This is a genomic window from Aliikangiella aequoris (assembly GCF_053709105.1).
Genome location: NZ_CM132298.1, coordinates 1 through 17,798, shown reverse-complemented (window position 1 = coordinate 17,798; position 17,798 = coordinate 1). Strand labels below are relative to the sequence as shown.

The window sequence follows — 17,798 nt, the reverse complement described above, 5'->3', positions numbered from 1 at the left end:
TCCATGTTACTTAAAAAAGTTCGCTTAGGTGACCTGCTAATAGAAAAAAATGCCATCACTGAAAAACAGCTTCAGGATGCTTTAGCAGAACAAAAAACTAATCGGCAACGACTAGGCAAGTTACTTGTAAGCTTGGGTTACGTTGATGAAAAGCAACTTTTAGTCTTACTAGCAGAACAATTACAAATTGAATTTATAGACTTAGTTCGCTTTAAAATAAATACCGAAGCCACTAAAAAGCTTTCAGAAATGAATGCACGGCGCTTTAGAGCCTTAGTCATTGATGAGAAAGACGATCACTTTTTAGTGGTCATGGCCGATCCAACCGATCTTGATAAGTTTGACCAACTTCAAGAAAAATTGCCTAAATCGGTCAAACTCTGCGTTGCAATAGAATCAGAAATACTTGCCAATATAGATACCTTGTATCGTGACGGAAATGAAATTTCAACCTTAGCCGAAGAACTTGAAGTTGAGCTTAGCGACGATAGTTTTGATTTACCTGGCTTAAATGACAATGTGTCTAACGAAGAAGCGCCTGTGGCCAAACTGTTGCAAGGTCTTTTTGATCAAGCGATTCAAATGAAAGCTTCCGATATTCATATAGAGCCCGACGCCACAGTGCTTAGAGTGAGAATGCGTGTCGACGGACAGCTCCAAGAGCAAGTTATTAAAGAAACTCGAATTGTACCGGCCTTAGTGCTGAGACTAAAACTAATGTGTGGCTTAGATATTTCAGAAAAGCGCATTCCACAAGATGGCCGCTTTAGAATCAGAGCTCGAGGCCACGATGTGGATATTCGGCTTTCTACTATGCCCATTCAACATGGCGAATCGGTTGTTATGCGTTTGCTCGATCAAAGTTCAGGCTTACTAAAGCTCGACCAAACCGGTATTGAACCTAAAATATTAAGAGAGATTCGCAAACTGCTCGCCTTTCCGCATGGTTTAATTTTAGTAACAGGTCCAACAGGTAGCGGTAAAACCACGACCCTCTACTCTGCACTCAGCGAGTTAAATGCGCCCGAGAAAAAAATCATCACCATTGAAGATCCGGTGGAATACAAGCTTTCCAGGGTAAACCAAGTTCAAGTAAACGCCAAAATTGGTTTAGATTTTGCCAAGGTTTTAAGAACCGTTTTGCGTCAAGATCCAGATATTATTCTAGTTGGTGAAATGCGCGATCAAGAAACCGCAGAAATTGGATTAAGAGCAGCGGTTACCGGTCATTTAGTTTTATCTACACTGCATACAAACGATACTTTATCTGCGGCTATTCGATTAGCGGATATGGGTGCAGAGCCCTATTTATTGGCTTCCGGTTTACGTGGGGTAATTGCGCAACGACTTGTCCGTCGAATTTGTTCTTTTTGCCGCGAAACTTATCATCCGAACGAACAAGAACTAACTTGGCTAAGTAAACAAGACAGTAAAATTAATCATGAAACCCAATGGCAACACGGTAAAGGTTGTACCCAATGCCATAATACCGGTTATAAAGGCCGTGCGGCTATATTTGAAATACTCCTGCCAGACTTTGCCATGCTTGAAGCGGTAAGAATAAAAGACTATGCGACTTTTAGCAGTCTCGCTAAGAAATCAGAATTTTTTACCCCTTTAAGCGAGTCAGCTATTAATCTCGCTTTAGAAGGTGTGACTAGCGTTGAAGAAGTGCTGCGGGTTTGCGAATCAATCGAAGAGCTGGAGTAACCCCTTGGCCAACTTTGAGTACTTAGGAAAAAACACCAGCGGTGAAACGGTTACCGGCAGTATTGACGCGGTAAATGCAAGCGCAGTGGCCGATCGATTGCTAGCACGAGGCGTGTCGCCTATTTCCATTACCGAGGCCATTGATAGTCAAAGCGTTTTAGACTTAGACGTTGGCAAAATATTTAAAGCGAAAACCGTAAAAACCCAAGACTTAGTCATGTTTAGCCGGCAAATGTATAGTTTGACCAAGGCGGGCATTCCACTCTCTAGAGCAATTGCGGGTTTATTAGAAAGTACCAATTCACCAGTTTTACGCGAGGCGCTAGAGTCGATTAACACCGATCTAAATGCAGGGGTTAATTTAGCTACATCATTTTCTCGCCACCCTCATATTTTTACTCCCATTTATATTAGCTTAATTCATGTTGGCGAAAACTCTGGCCGCTTAGAAGAAGCGTTTAGACAAATAGCAAGCTACCTTGAGTTAGAGCAGCGCACCAAACAACAAATCAAAAGTGCGACCCGCTACCCTATGTTTGTGATACTCGCAATTCTTGGTGCTGTGGTAGTTATTAACCTCTTTGTCATGCCACAATTTGTCAAAATGTTTGAAGCATTTGGCGCCGCGCAACTGCCACTACCCACACGCATACTGATTGCGACAAGTAATTACTTTGTTGATTACTGGCATGTCACCTTTTTAGCGATTTTTGCTGGTATTTTTGGATTTTACCGTTATATATCGAGTGAGTCCGGAAAATTTTGGTGGGATGAAAAAAAGCTCAAAATCCCAATATTTGGTGACATCATTTACCGGTCATTATTAGCTCGATTTTCGCGCACTTTTTCAATGATGATCCGCTCTGGCGTGCCACTAATTAATGCATTAAATATTGTTGCCGACGTTGTGTCTAACGACTGGGTGGCAAAGCATATTCATGCCATGCGAGATGGCGTGGAACGAGGTGAATCTATTCGTTTGGTTGCTAACCGCACCGGGCTCTTCTCACCGCTTGTTTTACAAATGATATCGGTGGGCGAAGAAACAGGTCAACTCGATGAAATGCTTGAACAAGTCGCTAACTTTTATGAAGAGCAAGTCGATTACGATCTTAAAAAACTCGCTGATTATATTGAGCCTGTTTTAATTGTCTTTATTGGCATTATCGTATTAATTTTAATGCTGGCTGTTTACTTGCCTATGTGGGAACTAACCTCGGTGAACCGTTAGCAATGTCCAGCGTACTCACTGCAACCAGTTATAAAAGTAATCGGTTGTATTTAATTTTATTAGCCTTACTAAGTATTGGCGCCGTCTATTGGGTATTTGGCAAATCACCAAATAAAAGCGAAGAACTAGTAGAGCAGGCTTTTGAACTAAACTACGTAGCATTTAAAAACGGCATTATGCTGGCTCATTTTCAAAATATTGTGTTGCAAGCGCGTGCGCTAAAGCGACAAGAAATGCACCAGCCGTTTCAAAGCTTACATTTTAACCAAGCGGGCTTTCCCGTTGCCTTAGAAAAAGGCCAGGTTCAACAAGAAGTACCGTTTGACCGCGAAGATTGTCAGGCTATCTGGAAGTCAGTTTTGGGGCCTTTACAGCCTAAAGTGTCTTTGTCAGAATCAATTCAAGGTTACTGGACAGAGCTTGACACTGACGGAATATGTCAATTTGGTCATGGATTAATCAAAAATAAGCAGTTTTTTTACCATGCTTTAAGTGGAAAAGTCACATTAAAAGAGATAAATGACTAATTTTTATGGATAATTTCTTATTTTCATCTACAATAAACACATTAACATTTAAACAACTTTTGTATTGCAATTAACGCGGAGAGTCCTAACGTGAAAAATTTATCAACCAAAGCTCAAGGTTTTACTTTAATTGAGTTAATCGTAGTCATCGTTATTTTAGGTATTATGTCTGCGATCGCTGTACCCCAGTTTATCAACTTACAGTCAGATGCACGTGCATCAGTTGGTGGTGGTATTGAAGGCTCTTTACGTAGTGCTGCAACTCTAGCTTATTCTAAAGCGCTTATCGACGGGTCTGAAGGCGCAGCTACTGGCACAATTACTACATCGGGCGGAAACGTTGCTATTATTGAAGGCTACCCAGCTCCTACTGCTGCTGGAATTGGCACTATGGTTGACCTTGGTGGTAGCGATGTAGCTGTTGCTTATTCTGGAAGTGTTGCAACCTATACCATTTCTGCAATTACAGCTTGCACAGTGACTTATACTCACGCAGCCGGTAGCACACCAGCGATAGCTAATAACGCTACAGCGGCTAACTGCTAAAATATTAGTTAGGCCTTGAACACCCAATTAAAGCCGCCGTCTTTTCAGGCGGCTTTTACATTACTAGAACTGATTATTGTTATAGTCGTGTTAACCATCCTTTCAAGTTACATTTTTACCCAACCTGACTCTTCTGAAAGATATCGACGTGATACCGCTAGTGAGCAGCTCTTAATTGCAGCTAGTTTAGCGCAACAGCTGAGTATGAATGACTCTAGTCGTAGTTTTAGCTTAGAAATACAGCCAAACCAAATAGATATACAAGTAGACGGTAGCTCACTCAATGTTGGATCTTTTAACTATCCCATTACTTTAGACTCTCAGGTTTCATTATCGCCAACAGTCAGTCTAGTGTTTGATCAATTAGGCCGAACTAGTGCTACCACTATTACCGTGCAAACCGACACAGCGCAGCTTGTATGCGTTGAAGCAAGTGGCTTTGTTCACCGATGCTAAATTACCGACTCAATAACTCCCTTCAATTCTCGTTTAAGAATAAAATGGGATATTCGTTAATTGAACTTATTATCACTATAACCCTAACGACTTTGGTTATGGTGCTTTTTTATACCGTATTTAGCCAAAGCCAAGCGCGCTCTGTTACTCCCGTTATGCAAATAAAAGCTGCCCAATTAGCGCAAGCTTATTTAGAAGAAATTTCGCTACGCCGCTTTGATGAAAATTCGCCCGCAGGCAATGGGCAAAGATGTAATTCACCCGGCCAACCAAGCTGCAGTGCTACTTTGGGCAGTGACGGTGAAACTCGAGATCAATTTGACGATATAGATGATTACAACGGTCTATCAGACTCACCGCCAAGAGATGCGCTTAATAACCCTCGTAGTGGATTTAACAACTACCAAACCAGTGTTAATGTTAGCTACGCAGGCGGTGATTTTGGGTTAGCCGCTCAAGATTTAAAGAAGATAGAAATTAGCATTACCACTCCCACCGGACAAAGCTTTGTGTTTAGCGATTACCGGAGTAATTTCTAATGCACAACGCTAACAAAAACGTCGGGTTTAGCCTGGTTGAGCTTGTTATTGTTATCGCGCTTTCTGGCATATTAGCCATTTCGTTAGCAAAACTATCGTCTGAGTCTGTGTATGGATATATCGATGGAAAAGATCGCATTTACAACAGCCAAACAGCCAAATGGTTGAGCGAACGGCTTGCCCGAGAAGTAAGGGAAGCACTACCGCAAAGCGTTAGAACCAATGTTAGTGGCAATATTCATTGTGTTGAGTTTATGGATATCGTTAATGCCTCAAATTATTTAAACTTGCCGGCTAACGGGGCCATATCTAATTTTGAAGCGGTTGAATTTGATATAAACTACAGCGCAGGCCTCTTAGTCGCCATTATGCCAGTAGACACCAGCAGTATTTATAACGTTACCGGCACAATAGCGAGCGTGTCATCAATTAACGACTTAGGCAGTCGAGTACAAATTAACCTCGCATCACCCACTGACTTTAGCCGGCGTTCGCCGCAAAACCGTTTTTACCTTCTGTCGACACCAATTTCATTTTGTTTAAATGACAATAATGGAGAAGTTACGCGCTATGATAATTATGCCATCGCAGCAACACAGCCTACCCCACCCAGTGGCGCAAATAGTGAGTTAATAGCTCACAACATAAGCGCCAATGGCACAGTCTTTAATTACCAGCCCGGTTCATTGTCGAGAGCTAGCTTATTGCAGATGAACTTTAAGTTACAAAACCGCAATAGAAACTTAACCGCAAACCAAGAGTCGTTTGAAGTTTTTCATGAGGTTCATATACGAAATGTCCCTTAAAAACGATACCTGTCTACAAGCGTTCAACCCGGCCAAGCTAAACAAGCAGTCTGGCATTAGTATGGCTTTTTTATTATTTGCAATTATTATCATCAGTTTACTCGCAGCCGGTCTAATCCAAATGAATGCATCAGCAAACCTGGCCAATGCGCAGCAAGTCATTTCTACCCGAGCCTTTTTTGCAGCTGAAAGTGGCGCACAGCTCCAAGCATTACGAATTTTTCCCGTCAATGGCGCAGCAGCTAGCTGTGGCGCACAGGTTTATAACTTTACTGTTGCCGGGTTAAATGGCTGCCGAGCTACCACAAGCTGCAATGTGATTAGTGTAAACAGCGAAAACTATTATCAAGTAATCAGTGCTGGGCAGTGCAATATTGGACAGCCGTTACAAGCCACTCGAACCATAGAGGTTCGTCTAAAAGATCTTTAGATTAGGTTTAACAGAGAATTAATATGTTGTGTTACTGCGGTTCGCAAACCGACTTTAGCCACTGCTGCCAACCACTACTTCAAGGCAAGCAACTCGCCCCCAATGCAGAAGCTTTAATGCGTTCTCGGTTTAGTGCGTTTAGGCACAATAATGCTCAATATTTAGTGCAAACACATTGGCCAGTTAACCCTTTAAGCCAACAACAAATTCAACGCACTATCGATACTACTCACTGGTTAGGCTTAAAAGTTGTCAACACTGAACATGTTAAAGCAGATCCGAATATTGCCTATGTAGAGTTTGTCGCTTTTTATTTTGAACAAGGTGGTGTTCAACAACTCCATGAAAAGTCTCGCTTTAAAAAACGAGAGCAACACTGGTACTACCTAGACGGCGAAGCATTACCACCTATAAAAATTGGTCGCAATGAAGCTTGCATTTGTGGAAGCACTAAAAAATTTAAGCAATGCCATGGTCGCACTGGTTGAACACCAGTCTATCTTTAACCTAAATTTACCTACCCTAAGAGTTAGATTGCAAATAGGCTATTTAACCACTATTTCCTCGCTTTAAACATAGGATCGAAGCAACAGGATTGCTATAATTCGCGTTTTTACCCTGCTCCGTGGAGAATAAGCTTGTCAAATAATGCTATTAAAGGCGCGCCGCAAACTTTCCAAAGTTTGATTATGACGCTGCAAGACTATTGGTCTAAACAAGGCTGCGTTATTGTTCAACCGCTCGATTTAGAAGTCGGCGCAGGTACATTTCACCCTTCGACTTTTTTACGTTCAATTGGACCAGAGCCATGGAACTCTGCCTACGTTCAACCCTGCCGTCGCCCTACCGATGGTCGTTATGGTGAAAACCCCAACCGGCTTCAGCATTACTATCAATATCAGGTTGTGTTAAAGCCGTCGCCTAAAAATATTCAGGCGCTTTATCTCGACTCATTAAAAGAATTAGGGATTGACCCGCTAGAGCACGACATTCGGTTTGTTGAAGATAACTGGGAGTCGCCTACTTTAGGTGCCTGGGGTCTCGGTTGGGAAGTTTGGCTAAACGGAATGGAAGTGACACAATTTACCTATTTTCAACAAGTGGGTGGAATCGAATGTAAGCCGGTAACCGGCGAGATCACTTATGGTTTAGAAAGAATAGCCATGTACTTACAAGGCGTTGATAGTATTTACGACTTAATCTGGACCGAAGGCCCGCAAGGCAAGGTGACTTATAGAGATGTGTTCCACCAAAATGAAGTTGAGCAGTCTACTTATAATTTTGAACAGGCGAATGTCGACTATTTATTTAAACACTTTGATTATTGTGAGTCTGAGAGTCAAAGCCTAATTGAAAAAGGCTTACCGCTACCCGCTTATGAAATGGTATTAAAAGCTTCCCATGCTTTTAACTTACTTGACGCGCGCCACGCGATTTCAGTGACAGAAAGACAAAGGTTCATATTAAGAGTAAGAGCGCTTTCTCGTGCAGTTGCGCAAGCTTACTATGACTCAAGAGAAGCGCTAGGCTTCCCTATTGGTAAACAGGAGCAAAAATAATGAATAAACAAGACTTTCTGTTTGAAATAGGCTGTGAAGAACTTCCGCCAAAAGCACTAAATAAATTAGCGGCAGCGTTACATGACAATATTCAAAAAAGCTTTCAAAGCCTCGAGTTACATTTTGAATCAAGTCAATGGTTAGCTACGCCTCGACGCTTAGCAGTAATTTTTTCGCAACTCGATGTTGCCCAAGCAGACAAACAGGTTGAAAAACTGGGTCCGGCTGTAGCCGCAGCGTTTGATCAGGCAGGTCAGCCTAAACCGGCCGCGCTAGGATTTGCCAAATCTAACGGTGTAACTGTTGAGGCGTTATCTAAAAAGCAGACCGACAAAGGTGAAAGGTTAGCCTTTATAGCGGATGAAAAAGGACTCCCGTTAGCAGAACTCATTCAGGACATTTTACAAAAAGCAGTCTCTCAACTGCCTATACCTAAAGCAATGCGTTGGGGGGATTCAAATGTCCAATTTAGCCGACCGGTACATTGGTTAGTTGCCATTTTGGGAGAACAAACACTGCCTGTAGAACTGTTTGAGCTTAGCGCAAGCAATGTCACCTATGGTCACCGCTTTCACGCGCCGCAAGCGATCAGTTTAAGTAGCCCTTCACAATATATCGAGCAACTTCTTAGCGCCAAAGTTGTGGTTGATTGTGAAATGCGTAAACAACAAATTAAACAGCAAGTAGAAACAGCAGCAGCGAGTGTCAACGCAACTGCGGTAATTGATAAAGACTTGCTAGATGAAGTTGCAGCACTGGTTGAATGGCCGGTGGCGTTAGTAGGTAATTTTGATCAAGAGTTCTTAAGTGTACCCGCTGAAGCTTTAATTTCTTCTATGGCTGAACATCAAAAATACTTTCACTTAGTTGATCAAAAGAATGAACTACTACCAAAGTTTATCGCAATAACTAATATAGAAAGTAACAACCCAGAATCGGTAATCACCGGCAATGAAAAAGTTATTCGACCGCGCTTAGCTGACGCTAAATTTTTCTTCGACACAGATAAAAAACGTCAATTAGCTAGCTATAGTGAAAAGCTAAAATCTATCGTTTTTCAAAATAAGCTTGGTAGTTTGTTTGATAAAACTCAGCGCATAAAGTCTTTAGCTAATACTATTGCGAATAAACTTGCGGCGGACCAAGCATTAGTTAGTCGAGCTGCCGATTTATGTAAGTGCGACTTAATGACCGACATGGTTTACGAGTTTCCAGACTTACAGGGCATAATGGGCAAGTATTACGCGCTCAATGACGGCGAGCCTGCAGAAGTTGCAGAGGCAATGAATGAAATTTATATGCCACGCTTTGCGGGTGATGAGCTACCTCAAACAAAAACAGGCTTAGTTTTAGCGCTAGCCGAGCGAATTGATACACTCGTAGGTATCTTTAGTATCGGCCAAATTCCCACCGGTGCAAAAGATCCTTTCGCCTTGCGCCGAGCTTCACTTGGCGTATTAAGACTAATTACTGAAAAGAATCTCGATTTAGATCTAGCAGAATTAATCGATGCTTCACTCGCATGCATGAGTCACGCTGATCAAGATCCTAAAACAAAAGCCTTACTTCTAGAGTTTTTTGCAGCTCGAGAGTTGGCGATGTACCAAGCAGCAGCAATACCTACCCAAGTAATCGCTGCCGTGCAGGCGCTTAACATTACCCAACCAACAGATTTTGCTAATCGTATTAAAGCCGTTAATGCCTTTAACCAAACAGCTGAAAGTGCTGATTTGGCAGAAGCCAATAAACGAGTGAAAAATATTTTGCAAAAATCTGACTCAAAGGTTAGTGACCAAGTTGATGAGTCATTGTTTGAAGCTGAAGAGAAAGCTCTATACTCGACTATCAACCAGGTTAAGGGGACAGTAAACCAAGATGTCGCCAGCGGTAATTATCAACAAGCCTTAACTCAATTGGCAGGATTGAAAGATGTAGTAAATCAGTTTTTCGACAATGTCATGATTAATGCAGATGATCCAACAATAAAAAATAATAGACTCGCGCTAATTAGTCAGCTAAGAGCGTTATTTTTAGATATTGCTGATATTTCTCTTTTACAAAAATAATCATAGAGGGCCAATAAGGCCCTTTATTTTTTATAAGTTCTAATGCAGATTAAGTAATGACTTTAAATAATACTACTCAAGTCTATCCGTTAATTATTTTAGATCGCGACGGCGTAATCAACTTAGATTCTGATGACTATATAAAAAGCGTTGATGAGTGGATTCCTATTCAATCTAGCTTACGTGCAATCGCAAAACTTAATAGCTTAGGCTATAAAGTTGCTGTAGCAACCAATCAATCAGGGATTGGTAGAGGTTATTTTGATACAGCAACCTTAGCTTTAATGCACAAGAAAATGTCACATGAGTTAGCTAAGGTCGGTGGGCATATAGATGCCTTAGAATATTGTCCAGATCACCCTCAAAGTGCCGGGCCTAATAGAAAGCCTTCGCCAGGAATGGCACTTAACCTATTAGCTCAATTTAATGCCAAACCGGAACACACCTGGTTCGTTGGTGACTCTATTTCAGATATTGAGTGCGCTATTAATGCGGGTTGCCGGCCAGCGCTTGTGTTAACCGGTAAAGGCAGCAAAACGCTGCAAAACCCAAAGCTTCTTGAGGATATCCCTCGCTTCAAAAATCTTGCTCGCTTTGTCGACTTTTTAATTGCCGAAAAGGAAGCCTAATAAAAAAACTATTGTAAGCGCTTACTTACTTCCTAAACTTTCATAATATGCGGCCAGATTTTCGATATCTTCATCTGACAAAGCTCGAGCTTGGGAAATCATAGACGCATCCATTCTTTGTTTATTTTTAAACGCTTTAAGCTGCTTAACAGTATAAGCGGCTTTTTGGCCTGCCAGGTTAGGAAAGGTTGGCACAATACTAATTCCATCTAAGCCGTGACAGCCTGCGCATACAGCAGCTCTTTTCTTTCCGGCAGCAATATCTGCAGCGTTTACAGAAAAAGAAAAAATTAACGCACCAAAAAAAGTAGTTATAAAAGGTTTCACCGCAAACATAAATATTTCTCAAAGCTAAAACTTGCGCGCATTTTACAAAAAAATAAGCCTTAATGCCTTAGTTTTGTACAATTATTGTAAAGCAAAAGCAACTGCAGCCTCAGCATGAATGGCGGTAGTATCATAAAGTTTTATTGGCGTGTCTGCTTGCTCTATAAGCAAACCAATTTCAGTACAACCCAGTATCACAGCCTGCGCACCTTGATTAAAAAGCTGATAGAGAACATCTAAATACGCTTGTTTCGAAGATGGAACTATATTTCCATGGCAAAGCTCAGTGTAAATAACTTTATTAACCATGCTTTGTGCTTTTTTGTCCGGAACCATGACGTCGATAGCATATTTATGCTGAATATAGCCTTTGTAAAAGTCTTCCTGCATGGTAAACCGTGTGCCTAACAAACCGACTCTCGTTATATTATCGCGCTTTAATGCCTCTCCGGTCGCAGCGGCTATATGAAGTAAAGGGATGCGAATACTTGCCTCTATGGCGGGTGCAACTTTATGCATAGTGTTTGTAGCTATGATGATAAAATCAGCACCACCTTGTTGTAAGCTTGTAGCTGCCTGGATTAAGAGTTTTTCTGCTTTTAGCCACTCTCCTTGCGATTGATAAGCCTCAATTTCCGCAAAGTTAACGCTATTTAGTAATATTTTCGCAGAAGATAAACCACCTAAAGCTAAATTAACAGCTTGGTTTATACGCTGATAGTATAAACTGGTCGACTCCCAACTCATTCCACCAATAATACCAATTGTTTTCACTGGCTTTCCTGTAATATTTCCCACATTAAGGTAAAAAAAATGGCAGTAAAAACTGCCATTTAAATTTAGCTACTAAGCCGATATCAAACCATCGCCGTTATTTAAACATCTAAGTTTGCAACAGCCAATGCATTTGACTCGATAAATTCACGCCGTGGCTCAACCTGGTCTCCCATAAGCGTGGTAAACAGTTGATCTGCAGCTACGGCATCTTCAATTGTTACTTGCAGCATACGGCGCACTTCTGGGTCCATAGTGGTCTCCCAAAGTTGGTCTGGATTCATTTCGCCCAAACCTTTATAACGCTGTATAGCCAATCCTCGCTTCGATTGCTGCATTAACCAAGTTAAAGCTTCTTCAAAAGTTTCAACATCTTGTTTTCTTGCTCCGCGCTGTACGTAAGCACCTACTTCTAGCAATTCATTCAGTTTTGAGCCTAACTCCACCATTTTGCGGTATTCACCAGATGAAAAGAAGTTTTTATCAAGAATATAACTTCGACTTAAGCTATGGTGAGTCACTATAATTTGAGGTAAATAGCGACCGGTTTCTTCATCGGTTACCACTTCAACATCATAGCGTGTTGCGCCAGCTCGAGTTTCGTTTAATAGCTTAGCCCGTAACCCTTCGGTCCAGCTTTCAACAATAGACCTATCTTTTAGGTCGTCCACGTTGATCAGTGGCAGGTATATCAGCTTGTTCATTACCTTGGAGTCATATAATTGAGATAAGCGAGTAATATGCCCTTCTACCATACGGTACTCAGTGACAAGCTTTTCTAACGAACTACCCGACATAGCAGGAGCATCAGCGTTAACATGCAGCTCTGCTTCATCAAGCGCCATAGAGGTTAAATACTCAACTAAGGCTGGGTCATCTTTTAAGTAGGTTTCTTGCTTACCTTTTTTAATTTTATATAGCGGTGGTTGCGCAATATAAATATAACCACGCTCTACTAAGGGTAACATTTGGCGATAAAAGAAAGTTAATAATAAAGTTCTAATATGCGCGCCATCCACGTCAGCATCGGTCATTATTATGATTCGATGGTAGCGTGTTTTATCAGGATCAAACTCATCTCTACCGATGCCACACCCTAGCGCGGTAATTAAGGTACCCACTTCTTGTGAAGAGAGCATTTTATCGAAACGCGCTTTTTCAACATTTAATATTTTACCTTTTAACGGCAAGATCGCTTGATTCTTACGGTTTCTACCTTGTTTTGCAGAGCCTCCCGCAGAATCACCCTCCACTATATAGAGTTCGGAGAATGCTGGGTCTTTTTCTTGGCAATCAGCTAGCTTACCTGGCAATCCAGCAATATCTAAAGCACCTTTACGCCTAGTCATGTCGCGCGCTTTACGAGCTGCTTCTCGCGCTCTTGCGGCATCCATCATTTTGGTTACAATAATTTTTGCTTCTTGCGGATTTTCTAATAAGAATTCATTTAAGCTTTGGCTCATCGCCTGCTCTACAGCAGTTTTAACTTCTGAAGATACAAGCTTGTCTTTTGTTTGCGATGAAAACTTTGGATCGGGTACTTTAACAGAAACTACCGCGGTTAAGCCTTCTCTCGCGTCATCTCCAGTGGTAGAAACTTTATTCTTATTATTGGCTATTTCTTTTTCTATATAAGTGTTTAGCGTACGAGTTAAAGCACCTCTAAAACCAGCTAGGTGAGTTCCACCGTCTCTTTGCGGAATGTTATTAGTAAAGCAATAAATATTCTCTTGGAAGCTATCATTCCACTGCATAGCAACTTCAACTGTAATACCGTCTTCTACTCTTTCTGAGCTGAAATGGAACATTTTTTCGTTAATTGGGGCTTTAGCTTGGTTTAAATAACTAACAAAAGCTTGAATTCCACCTTCATACATAAAGTGATCTTCTTTGCCTGTTCTTTCATCTTTTAGTTTTATACTGACACCAGAGTTTAAAAATGAAAGCTCTCTTAAACGTTTGGCTAAAATATCGTAGTGGTAGTTAATGTCGGTGAATATAGTTGGGCTTGGGTGAAAGCGAAGTTCTGTTCCTGTTCGTTTGGTATCTCCAGTTACAGCTAAAGGCGCTACAGGCTCACCTAAACGGTAGCTTTGCTCATGAACTTTGCCTTCTCTTCGAATCGTCAGGGTTAGCTCATCAGATAATGCGTTAACAACCGAAATACCTACTCCATGCAAGCCACCAGACACTTTATAAGAGTTATCGTCAAACTTACCGCCAGCATGCAATACCGTCATAATTACCTGAGCTGCACTAACCCCCTCTTCTGGGTGAATTCCAACCGGAATACCTCTACCATCATCAGAGACAGAGACAGAGTTATCGGTATGTATAACAACATTTATATCATTACAATGGCCAGCTAACGCTTCATCAATTGAATTATCAACAACTTCAAATACCATATGATGTAAACCTGTTCCATCATCGGTATCACCAATATACATTCCTGGTCTTTTACGTACTGCATCAAGTCCTTTAAGAACTTTAATACTAGAGGAATTATATTCGTTATTATTATCAGACATTCAGTATGCTACCTTTTATCTTATGTTAATTAATCGGGTTCAGTAGAATCAATTTGGTTAATCTCACCATGTTCCACGTGAAACACATTAGCCGTATTATACCTTTTTTTTAACCATTTGAGCGAATCAACTTGCAAACATGAAAGAAGTATTTGCACATTCTCCTGTGCTAATAACATCTCTAAAAGCTCGTGTTGATTGTTGTCATCAAGTTCAGAGGTAAAATCATCAATAATAAACAAGCTATCTTTTTGAGTCGCTTGTTTTAGTAAAAGTGTTTGAGCTAAAAACAGCGCATTGATAGCGACCTTCTTTTGCCCACGAGACAAATAATCTTTAGCTAGGTAATTATCTATCTTAATACGTATATCAGCTTTATGCGGGCCAATGCGAGTAAAGCCGCTATCAAAATCTTGTTTAAAGCTATCTTTTAACTTCTCAGCAAAGCTTCCTGTGTATCCAGGGTAATAACTGAGTTTAAAGTTATTAAAAAAAGTAACCCCTAATTCTACAACGATAGTCTCTAATTGCGACTCAAGCTTAACCAGTACCTGCTCTCTAGCTGCCGTTAATTTGTTTTCATACTCTATTAACTTGCTATCCCAAACTGATATTTGCTCACTTACCCATTGAAGGTTCTTGCTTCTTAATAAAGCATTACGCTGTTTTATTACTGATTGGTAGCCTTTCCAAATATCATGATAACTATGTTCCACGTGGAACAAACACCAATCTAAATATTTTCTACGCTCATTTGGGCCAGAGTCGATTAAGTGATAAGACTCTGGACTTAACACTTGAGTAGGATACAACTTTGATAACAGCGATAATGTAGTAACCTTGTCGCCATTAATTTTTAAGCTTTTCTGCTTAGTAGTCTTAGCGTAACTTAATCCTATCTTTGTGTTGTTATTACCTTTGCCGAACACGATAAACTGTTCGTCTTGAGCTGATACTACTAAATCTAATTTACTTGTTCTAAAGCTTCTTCCGGAAGTTAGTATAGAAACTGCTTCCAAAACACTCGACTTACCCGCGCCATTTAACCCAAAAATAATATTTAATTTGGGGTGCATTCGCATTTCGGTGGTCACAAGGTTACGGCAACCCTGTAACTTCAAATGAGTTAAATGCACGAGTTAAATGATTCCGATGTAAATTACTAAAGCCTCATGGGCATAACTACATATAAACTTTCTGTATTTTCAGCGTTTTCTATCAACACACTACTGTTAGCATCGCCCAAATTAAAGCGTACGTTATCAGACTTTATTGCGTTCAAAGCGTCCATTAAATATCCCACATTAAAGCCTATTTCTAGCGCTTCACTGGTATAGTCAACATCTAACTCTATTTCGGCTTCTTCTTGCTCTGGATTATTAGCGTGTATCGCAAGCTTGTTGTTTTCTATGCTTAGCCTTACTCCGCGAAATTTTTCATTACACAAAATAGAGGCTCTTTGGAATGCATCACGCAATCGATGTTTATCTGCTACAAGTAAGCGTTGGGCATTCTTAGGTAATACTTTATCGTAATCAGGGAAACGTCCATCGATTAACTTAGATGTAAACAAATAATCACCAATAGTGATTCTAATATGATTGTTACTTAACTCTAACGTACAGTTTTGCTGCAAAGTACTCAGTAACTTTCCAGCTTCTATTATTCCCTTTCTAGGTACAATAGCTTGAACTAAATCTTCCGAAATACTTTCGGCTAGCTCCATTGAGCCCAACGCTAAACGATGTCCATCAGTCGCAACAGACAAGAGCTTAGTATTATTAATTTCTAACAACATGCCATTAAGATAGTAGCGAACATCTTGCAACGCCATGGCAAATTGTGTTTTGTCAAACAAGGCTTTTAAATCTAACGAGTCAAGTTGGAGTTTGTGATTAAAAATAGCTTCTTCAATATTAGGAAACTCTTGTGCAGAAATTGTAGAAAGTGAAAACTTACTTCGCCCAGAGCTCAGTCGCAATCTATTCTCGTCTAAATAAATAGTAATCGGGTTTTCGTCAGAGAGACTCTTACAAATATCTAATAGTTTGCGCGCAGGGACCGTAATATCACCTTCTAAATACTCACCTTCTAAAGCGATTTTAGCGGTCATTTCTATTTCTAAATCAGTTGCTGTTATCACTAATTGAGCATTTTCTACTTTAAGCAATAGGTTTGCTAAAACAGGTAATGTTTGTCGTTTTTCGACCGCCCCAGATACAAGTTGTAAAGGCGTTACTAGTGCTTCTTTACTGATAGTTAGTTTCATTGCTCAAAGCTCTCCTTCCACGGGCCTAAATTAACTAGATAAGGTTCTCATTAGGTTAGTGTAGTCTTCGTTAATATCTTGTGATTCATCTTTAAGTGACTTTACTTTACGACACGCATGTAGAACAGTCGTATGATCTTTTCCACCAAATGCTTCGCCAATTTCAGGCAGACTGTGGTTAGTTAACTCTTTAGCTAATGACATAGCGAGTTGGCGTGGTCTCGCAATTGAACGGTTTCGACGCTTAGATAAAAGATCTGACACTTTGATTTTATAATATTCAGCCACGGTTTTTTGAATATTTTCTATGCTGACTTGTTTATCTTGAGCCGCTATAAGGTCTCTTAACGCATCTTTAACAAACTCTACCGTAATCTCTTTGCCTGTGAACTGAGCATTGGCTATAACCCTTTTAAGGGCACCTTCTAGCTCTCTAACGTTTGAACGGATCCGTTTGGCAATAAAAAAAGCAACTTCGTGTGGTAATTCTATTTTAGACTCTTCAGCTTTTGAAATTAATATCGCTACCCGTGTTTCTAATTCTGGCGGATCAATTGAGACTGTTAATCCCCAACCGAAGCGAGATTTTAAGCGCTCTTCAACTCCATCAATTTCTCTTGGATATCTATCACAAGTTAATATAACTTGTTGATTTCCTTCAAGTAAAGCATTAAAAGTGTGAAAAAACTCTTCTTGCGAGCGTTCTTTATTGGCAAAAAACTGAATGTCGTCGATAAATAGCGCATCGACGCTTCGATAATATTTTTTAAATTTTTCTATGGTATTGGTTTGGAGTGCTTTAACCATATCGGCAACAAAACGTTCAGAATGTAAATATACGACTTTACCATTGGGTTTATTGGCTAGAATTTGATTACCCACGGCTTGCATGAGATGAGTTTTACCTAGACCGACCCCACCGTAAATAAATAATGGATTATAGGCAGTGCCAGGGTTTTGAGCGACTTGCTTAGCCGCAGCCATCGCTAATTGGTTACTTTTACCTTGAACAAAGCTATCGAAAGTAAAGTTAGTATTTAAGTTACTTTTACGCTCAATTGCGTTTACTTGTTGATTGCTTGTATTTAAACCGCTGTTTGTATTTTGATTTGGTTTACTACTAACAACTTTTTTGACGGTAGGTTTTTGTTGTGAGTCAAAAGAAGGGTTAGCTGTGACTATGTCGAGTTGTATTTGGAGTTTATCTTCTCCTTCACTAGCTAAAATCTCTCTAATCCGTGGTAAGTATTTTTCTCTTACCCAATCTAAAACAAATCGGTTAGGTGCTTTTAGGAACAACTGTTCATTTTCTATACTCGCTTTTAATGGACGTATCCAAGTACTGAATTCAGTAGGAGGGAGCTCGTCCTGGAGATATCTTTGACACTTATTCCACAT

General features: G+C 40.4%; 18 protein-coding genes. 12 read left to right on the top strand and 6 right to left on the bottom strand.

Going from position 1 to position 17,798, the window contains the following annotated elements; all coding sequences use genetic code 11:
• Positions 1-3 precede the first annotated feature (3 nt).
• The 12 genes from ACUR5C_RS00090 to gmhB all read left to right on the top strand — a co-directional run bounded on the left by ACUR5C_RS00090 (position 4) and on the right by gmhB (position 10,499).
• Positions 4-1,710, top strand: coding sequence for a GspE/PulE family protein (locus tag ACUR5C_RS00090; protein WP_454466272.1), 1,707 nt, complete (start codon positions 4-6; stop codon positions 1,708-1,710).
• Between the two features lie 4 nt (positions 1,711-1,714).
• Entirely contained in the window at positions 1,715-2,941 is a 1,227-nt protein-coding gene (locus ACUR5C_RS00085; protein ID WP_454466271.1) for a type II secretion system F family protein, read from the top strand.
• 2 nt (positions 2,942-2,943) lie between these two features.
• Positions 2,944-3,468, top strand: a complete 525-nt coding sequence (locus ACUR5C_RS00080; protein WP_454466270.1) for a hypothetical protein — start codon at positions 2,944-2,946, stop codon at positions 3,466-3,468.
• A 90-nt stretch (positions 3,469-3,558) separates the two neighbouring features.
• Positions 3,559-4,014, top strand: a complete 456-nt coding sequence (locus ACUR5C_RS00075) for a pilus assembly FimT family protein (protein ID WP_454466269.1) — start codon at positions 3,559-3,561, stop codon at positions 4,012-4,014.
• 15 nt (positions 4,015-4,029) lie between these two features.
• Complete coding sequence (locus ACUR5C_RS00070) at positions 4,030-4,470, top strand: pilus assembly FimT family protein (protein WP_454466268.1); 441 nt, start codon at positions 4,030-4,032, stop codon at positions 4,468-4,470.
• 44 nt (positions 4,471-4,514) lie between these two features.
• Positions 4,515-5,009, top strand: a complete 495-nt coding sequence (locus ACUR5C_RS00065) for a hypothetical protein (RefSeq protein ID WP_454466267.1) — start codon at positions 4,515-4,517, stop codon at positions 5,007-5,009.
• On the top strand, positions 5,009-5,815 hold the full coding sequence (locus ACUR5C_RS00060) for a prepilin-type N-terminal cleavage/methylation domain-containing protein (protein WP_454466266.1): 807 nt from the start codon (positions 5,009-5,011) through the stop codon (positions 5,813-5,815). Before ACUR5C_RS00065 ends, ACUR5C_RS00060 begins: the two co-directional genes overlap by 1 nt.
• Complete coding sequence (locus tag ACUR5C_RS00055) at positions 5,805-6,245, top strand: hypothetical protein (RefSeq protein WP_454466265.1); 441 nt, start codon at positions 5,805-5,807, stop codon at positions 6,243-6,245. Before ACUR5C_RS00060 ends, ACUR5C_RS00055 begins: the two co-directional genes overlap by 11 nt.
• 23 nt (positions 6,246-6,268) lie before the next feature.
• Positions 6,269-6,733 carry a YchJ family protein gene (locus ACUR5C_RS00050; RefSeq protein WP_454466264.1) on the top strand — a complete coding sequence of 155 codons (465 nt, stop codon included), beginning with the start codon at positions 6,269-6,271 and terminating at the stop codon, positions 6,731-6,733.
• A 150-nt stretch (positions 6,734-6,883) separates the two neighbouring features.
• Entirely contained in the window at positions 6,884-7,804 is a 921-nt protein-coding gene (gene glyQ / locus ACUR5C_RS00045) for a glycine--tRNA ligase subunit alpha (protein WP_454466263.1), read from the top strand.
• Complete coding sequence (glyS, locus tag ACUR5C_RS00040; protein ID WP_454466262.1) at positions 7,804-9,870, top strand: glycine--tRNA ligase subunit beta; 2,067 nt, start codon at positions 7,804-7,806, stop codon at positions 9,868-9,870. Before glyQ ends, glyS begins: the two co-directional genes overlap by 1 nt.
• A 56-nt stretch (positions 9,871-9,926) precedes the next feature.
• Entirely contained in the window at positions 9,927-10,499 is a 573-nt protein-coding gene (gene gmhB, locus ACUR5C_RS00035) for a D-glycero-beta-D-manno-heptose 1,7-bisphosphate 7-phosphatase (RefSeq protein ID WP_454466261.1), read from the top strand.
• Positions 10,500-10,520: 21 nt separating this feature from the next.
• Here gmhB and ACUR5C_RS00030 read toward each other — a convergent pair whose 3' ends face one another.
• The 6 genes from ACUR5C_RS00030 to dnaA form a co-directional block, all read right to left on the bottom strand.
• On the bottom strand, positions 10,521-10,835 hold the full coding sequence (locus ACUR5C_RS00030) for a c-type cytochrome (protein ID WP_454466260.1): 315 nt from the start codon (positions 10,833-10,835) through the stop codon (positions 10,521-10,523).
• A gap of 72 nt (positions 10,836-10,907) precedes the next feature.
• Positions 10,908-11,600 carry an aspartate/glutamate racemase family protein gene (locus ACUR5C_RS00025; RefSeq protein ID WP_454466259.1) on the bottom strand — a complete coding sequence of 231 codons (693 nt, stop codon included), beginning with the start codon at positions 11,598-11,600 and terminating at the stop codon, positions 10,908-10,910.
• A 101-nt stretch (positions 11,601-11,701) separates the two neighbouring features.
• Positions 11,702-14,131: a DNA topoisomerase (ATP-hydrolyzing) subunit B gene (gene gyrB, locus ACUR5C_RS00020; RefSeq protein WP_454466258.1), complete on the bottom strand. Its 2,430-nt coding sequence runs from the start codon at positions 14,129-14,131 to the stop codon at positions 11,702-11,704.
• 29 nt (positions 14,132-14,160) lie between these two features.
• Positions 14,161-15,267, bottom strand: a complete 1,107-nt coding sequence (gene recF, locus ACUR5C_RS00015; RefSeq protein ID WP_454466257.1) for a DNA replication/repair protein RecF — start codon at positions 15,265-15,267, stop codon at positions 14,161-14,163.
• A gap of 26 nt (positions 15,268-15,293) precedes the next feature.
• A complete protein-coding gene (gene dnaN / locus ACUR5C_RS00010; protein WP_454466256.1) occupies positions 15,294-16,400 on the bottom strand; it encodes a DNA polymerase III subunit beta in 1,107 nt (368 codons plus the stop codon).
• A 30-nt stretch (positions 16,401-16,430) separates the two neighbouring features.
• The gene (dnaA, locus tag ACUR5C_RS00005; RefSeq protein ID WP_454466255.1) at positions 16,431-17,798 is read right to left on the bottom strand and encodes a chromosomal replication initiator protein DnaA; all 1,368 of its coding nucleotides are present in this window, start codon (positions 17,796-17,798) and stop codon (positions 16,431-16,433) included.

Excerpts from the sequence above, each read along its gene's own strand:
- ACUR5C_RS00090 (WP_454466272.1), top strand. The coding sequence starts at position 4 with ATGTTACTTAAAAAAGTTCGCTTAGGTGACCTGCTAATAGAAAAAAAT.
- ACUR5C_RS00080 (WP_454466270.1), top strand. The coding sequence starts at position 2,944 with ATGTCCAGCGTACTCACTGCAACCAGTTATAAAAGTAATCGGTTGTAT.
- ACUR5C_RS00065 (WP_454466267.1), top strand. The coding sequence starts at position 4,515 with ATGGGATATTCGTTAATTGAACTTATTATCACTATAACCCTAACGACT.
- ACUR5C_RS00060 (WP_454466266.1), top strand. The coding sequence starts at position 5,009 with ATGCACAACGCTAACAAAAACGTCGGGTTTAGCCTGGTTGAGCTTGTT.
- ACUR5C_RS00055 (WP_454466265.1), top strand. The coding sequence starts at position 5,805 with ATGTCCCTTAAAAACGATACCTGTCTACAAGCGTTCAACCCGGCCAAG.
- ACUR5C_RS00050 (WP_454466264.1), top strand. The coding sequence starts at position 6,269 with ATGTTGTGTTACTGCGGTTCGCAAACCGACTTTAGCCACTGCTGCCAA.
- glyS (WP_454466262.1), top strand. The coding sequence starts at position 7,804 with ATGAATAAACAAGACTTTCTGTTTGAAATAGGCTGTGAAGAACTTCCG.
- gmhB (WP_454466261.1), top strand. The coding sequence starts at position 9,927 with ATGACTTTAAATAATACTACTCAAGTCTATCCGTTAATTATTTTAGAT.
- ACUR5C_RS00030 (WP_454466260.1), bottom strand. The coding sequence starts at position 10,835 with ATGTTTGCGGTGAAACCTTTTATAACTACTTTTTTTGGTGCGTTAATT.
- gyrB (WP_454466258.1), bottom strand. The coding sequence starts at position 14,131 with ATGTCTGATAATAATAACGAATATAATTCCTCTAGTATTAAAGTTCTT.
- dnaN (WP_454466256.1), bottom strand. The coding sequence starts at position 16,400 with ATGAAACTAACTATCAGTAAAGAAGCACTAGTAACGCCTTTACAACTT.
- dnaA (WP_454466255.1), bottom strand. The coding sequence starts at position 17,798 with ATGTGGAATAAGTGTCAAAGATATCTCCAGGACGAGCTCCCTCCTACT.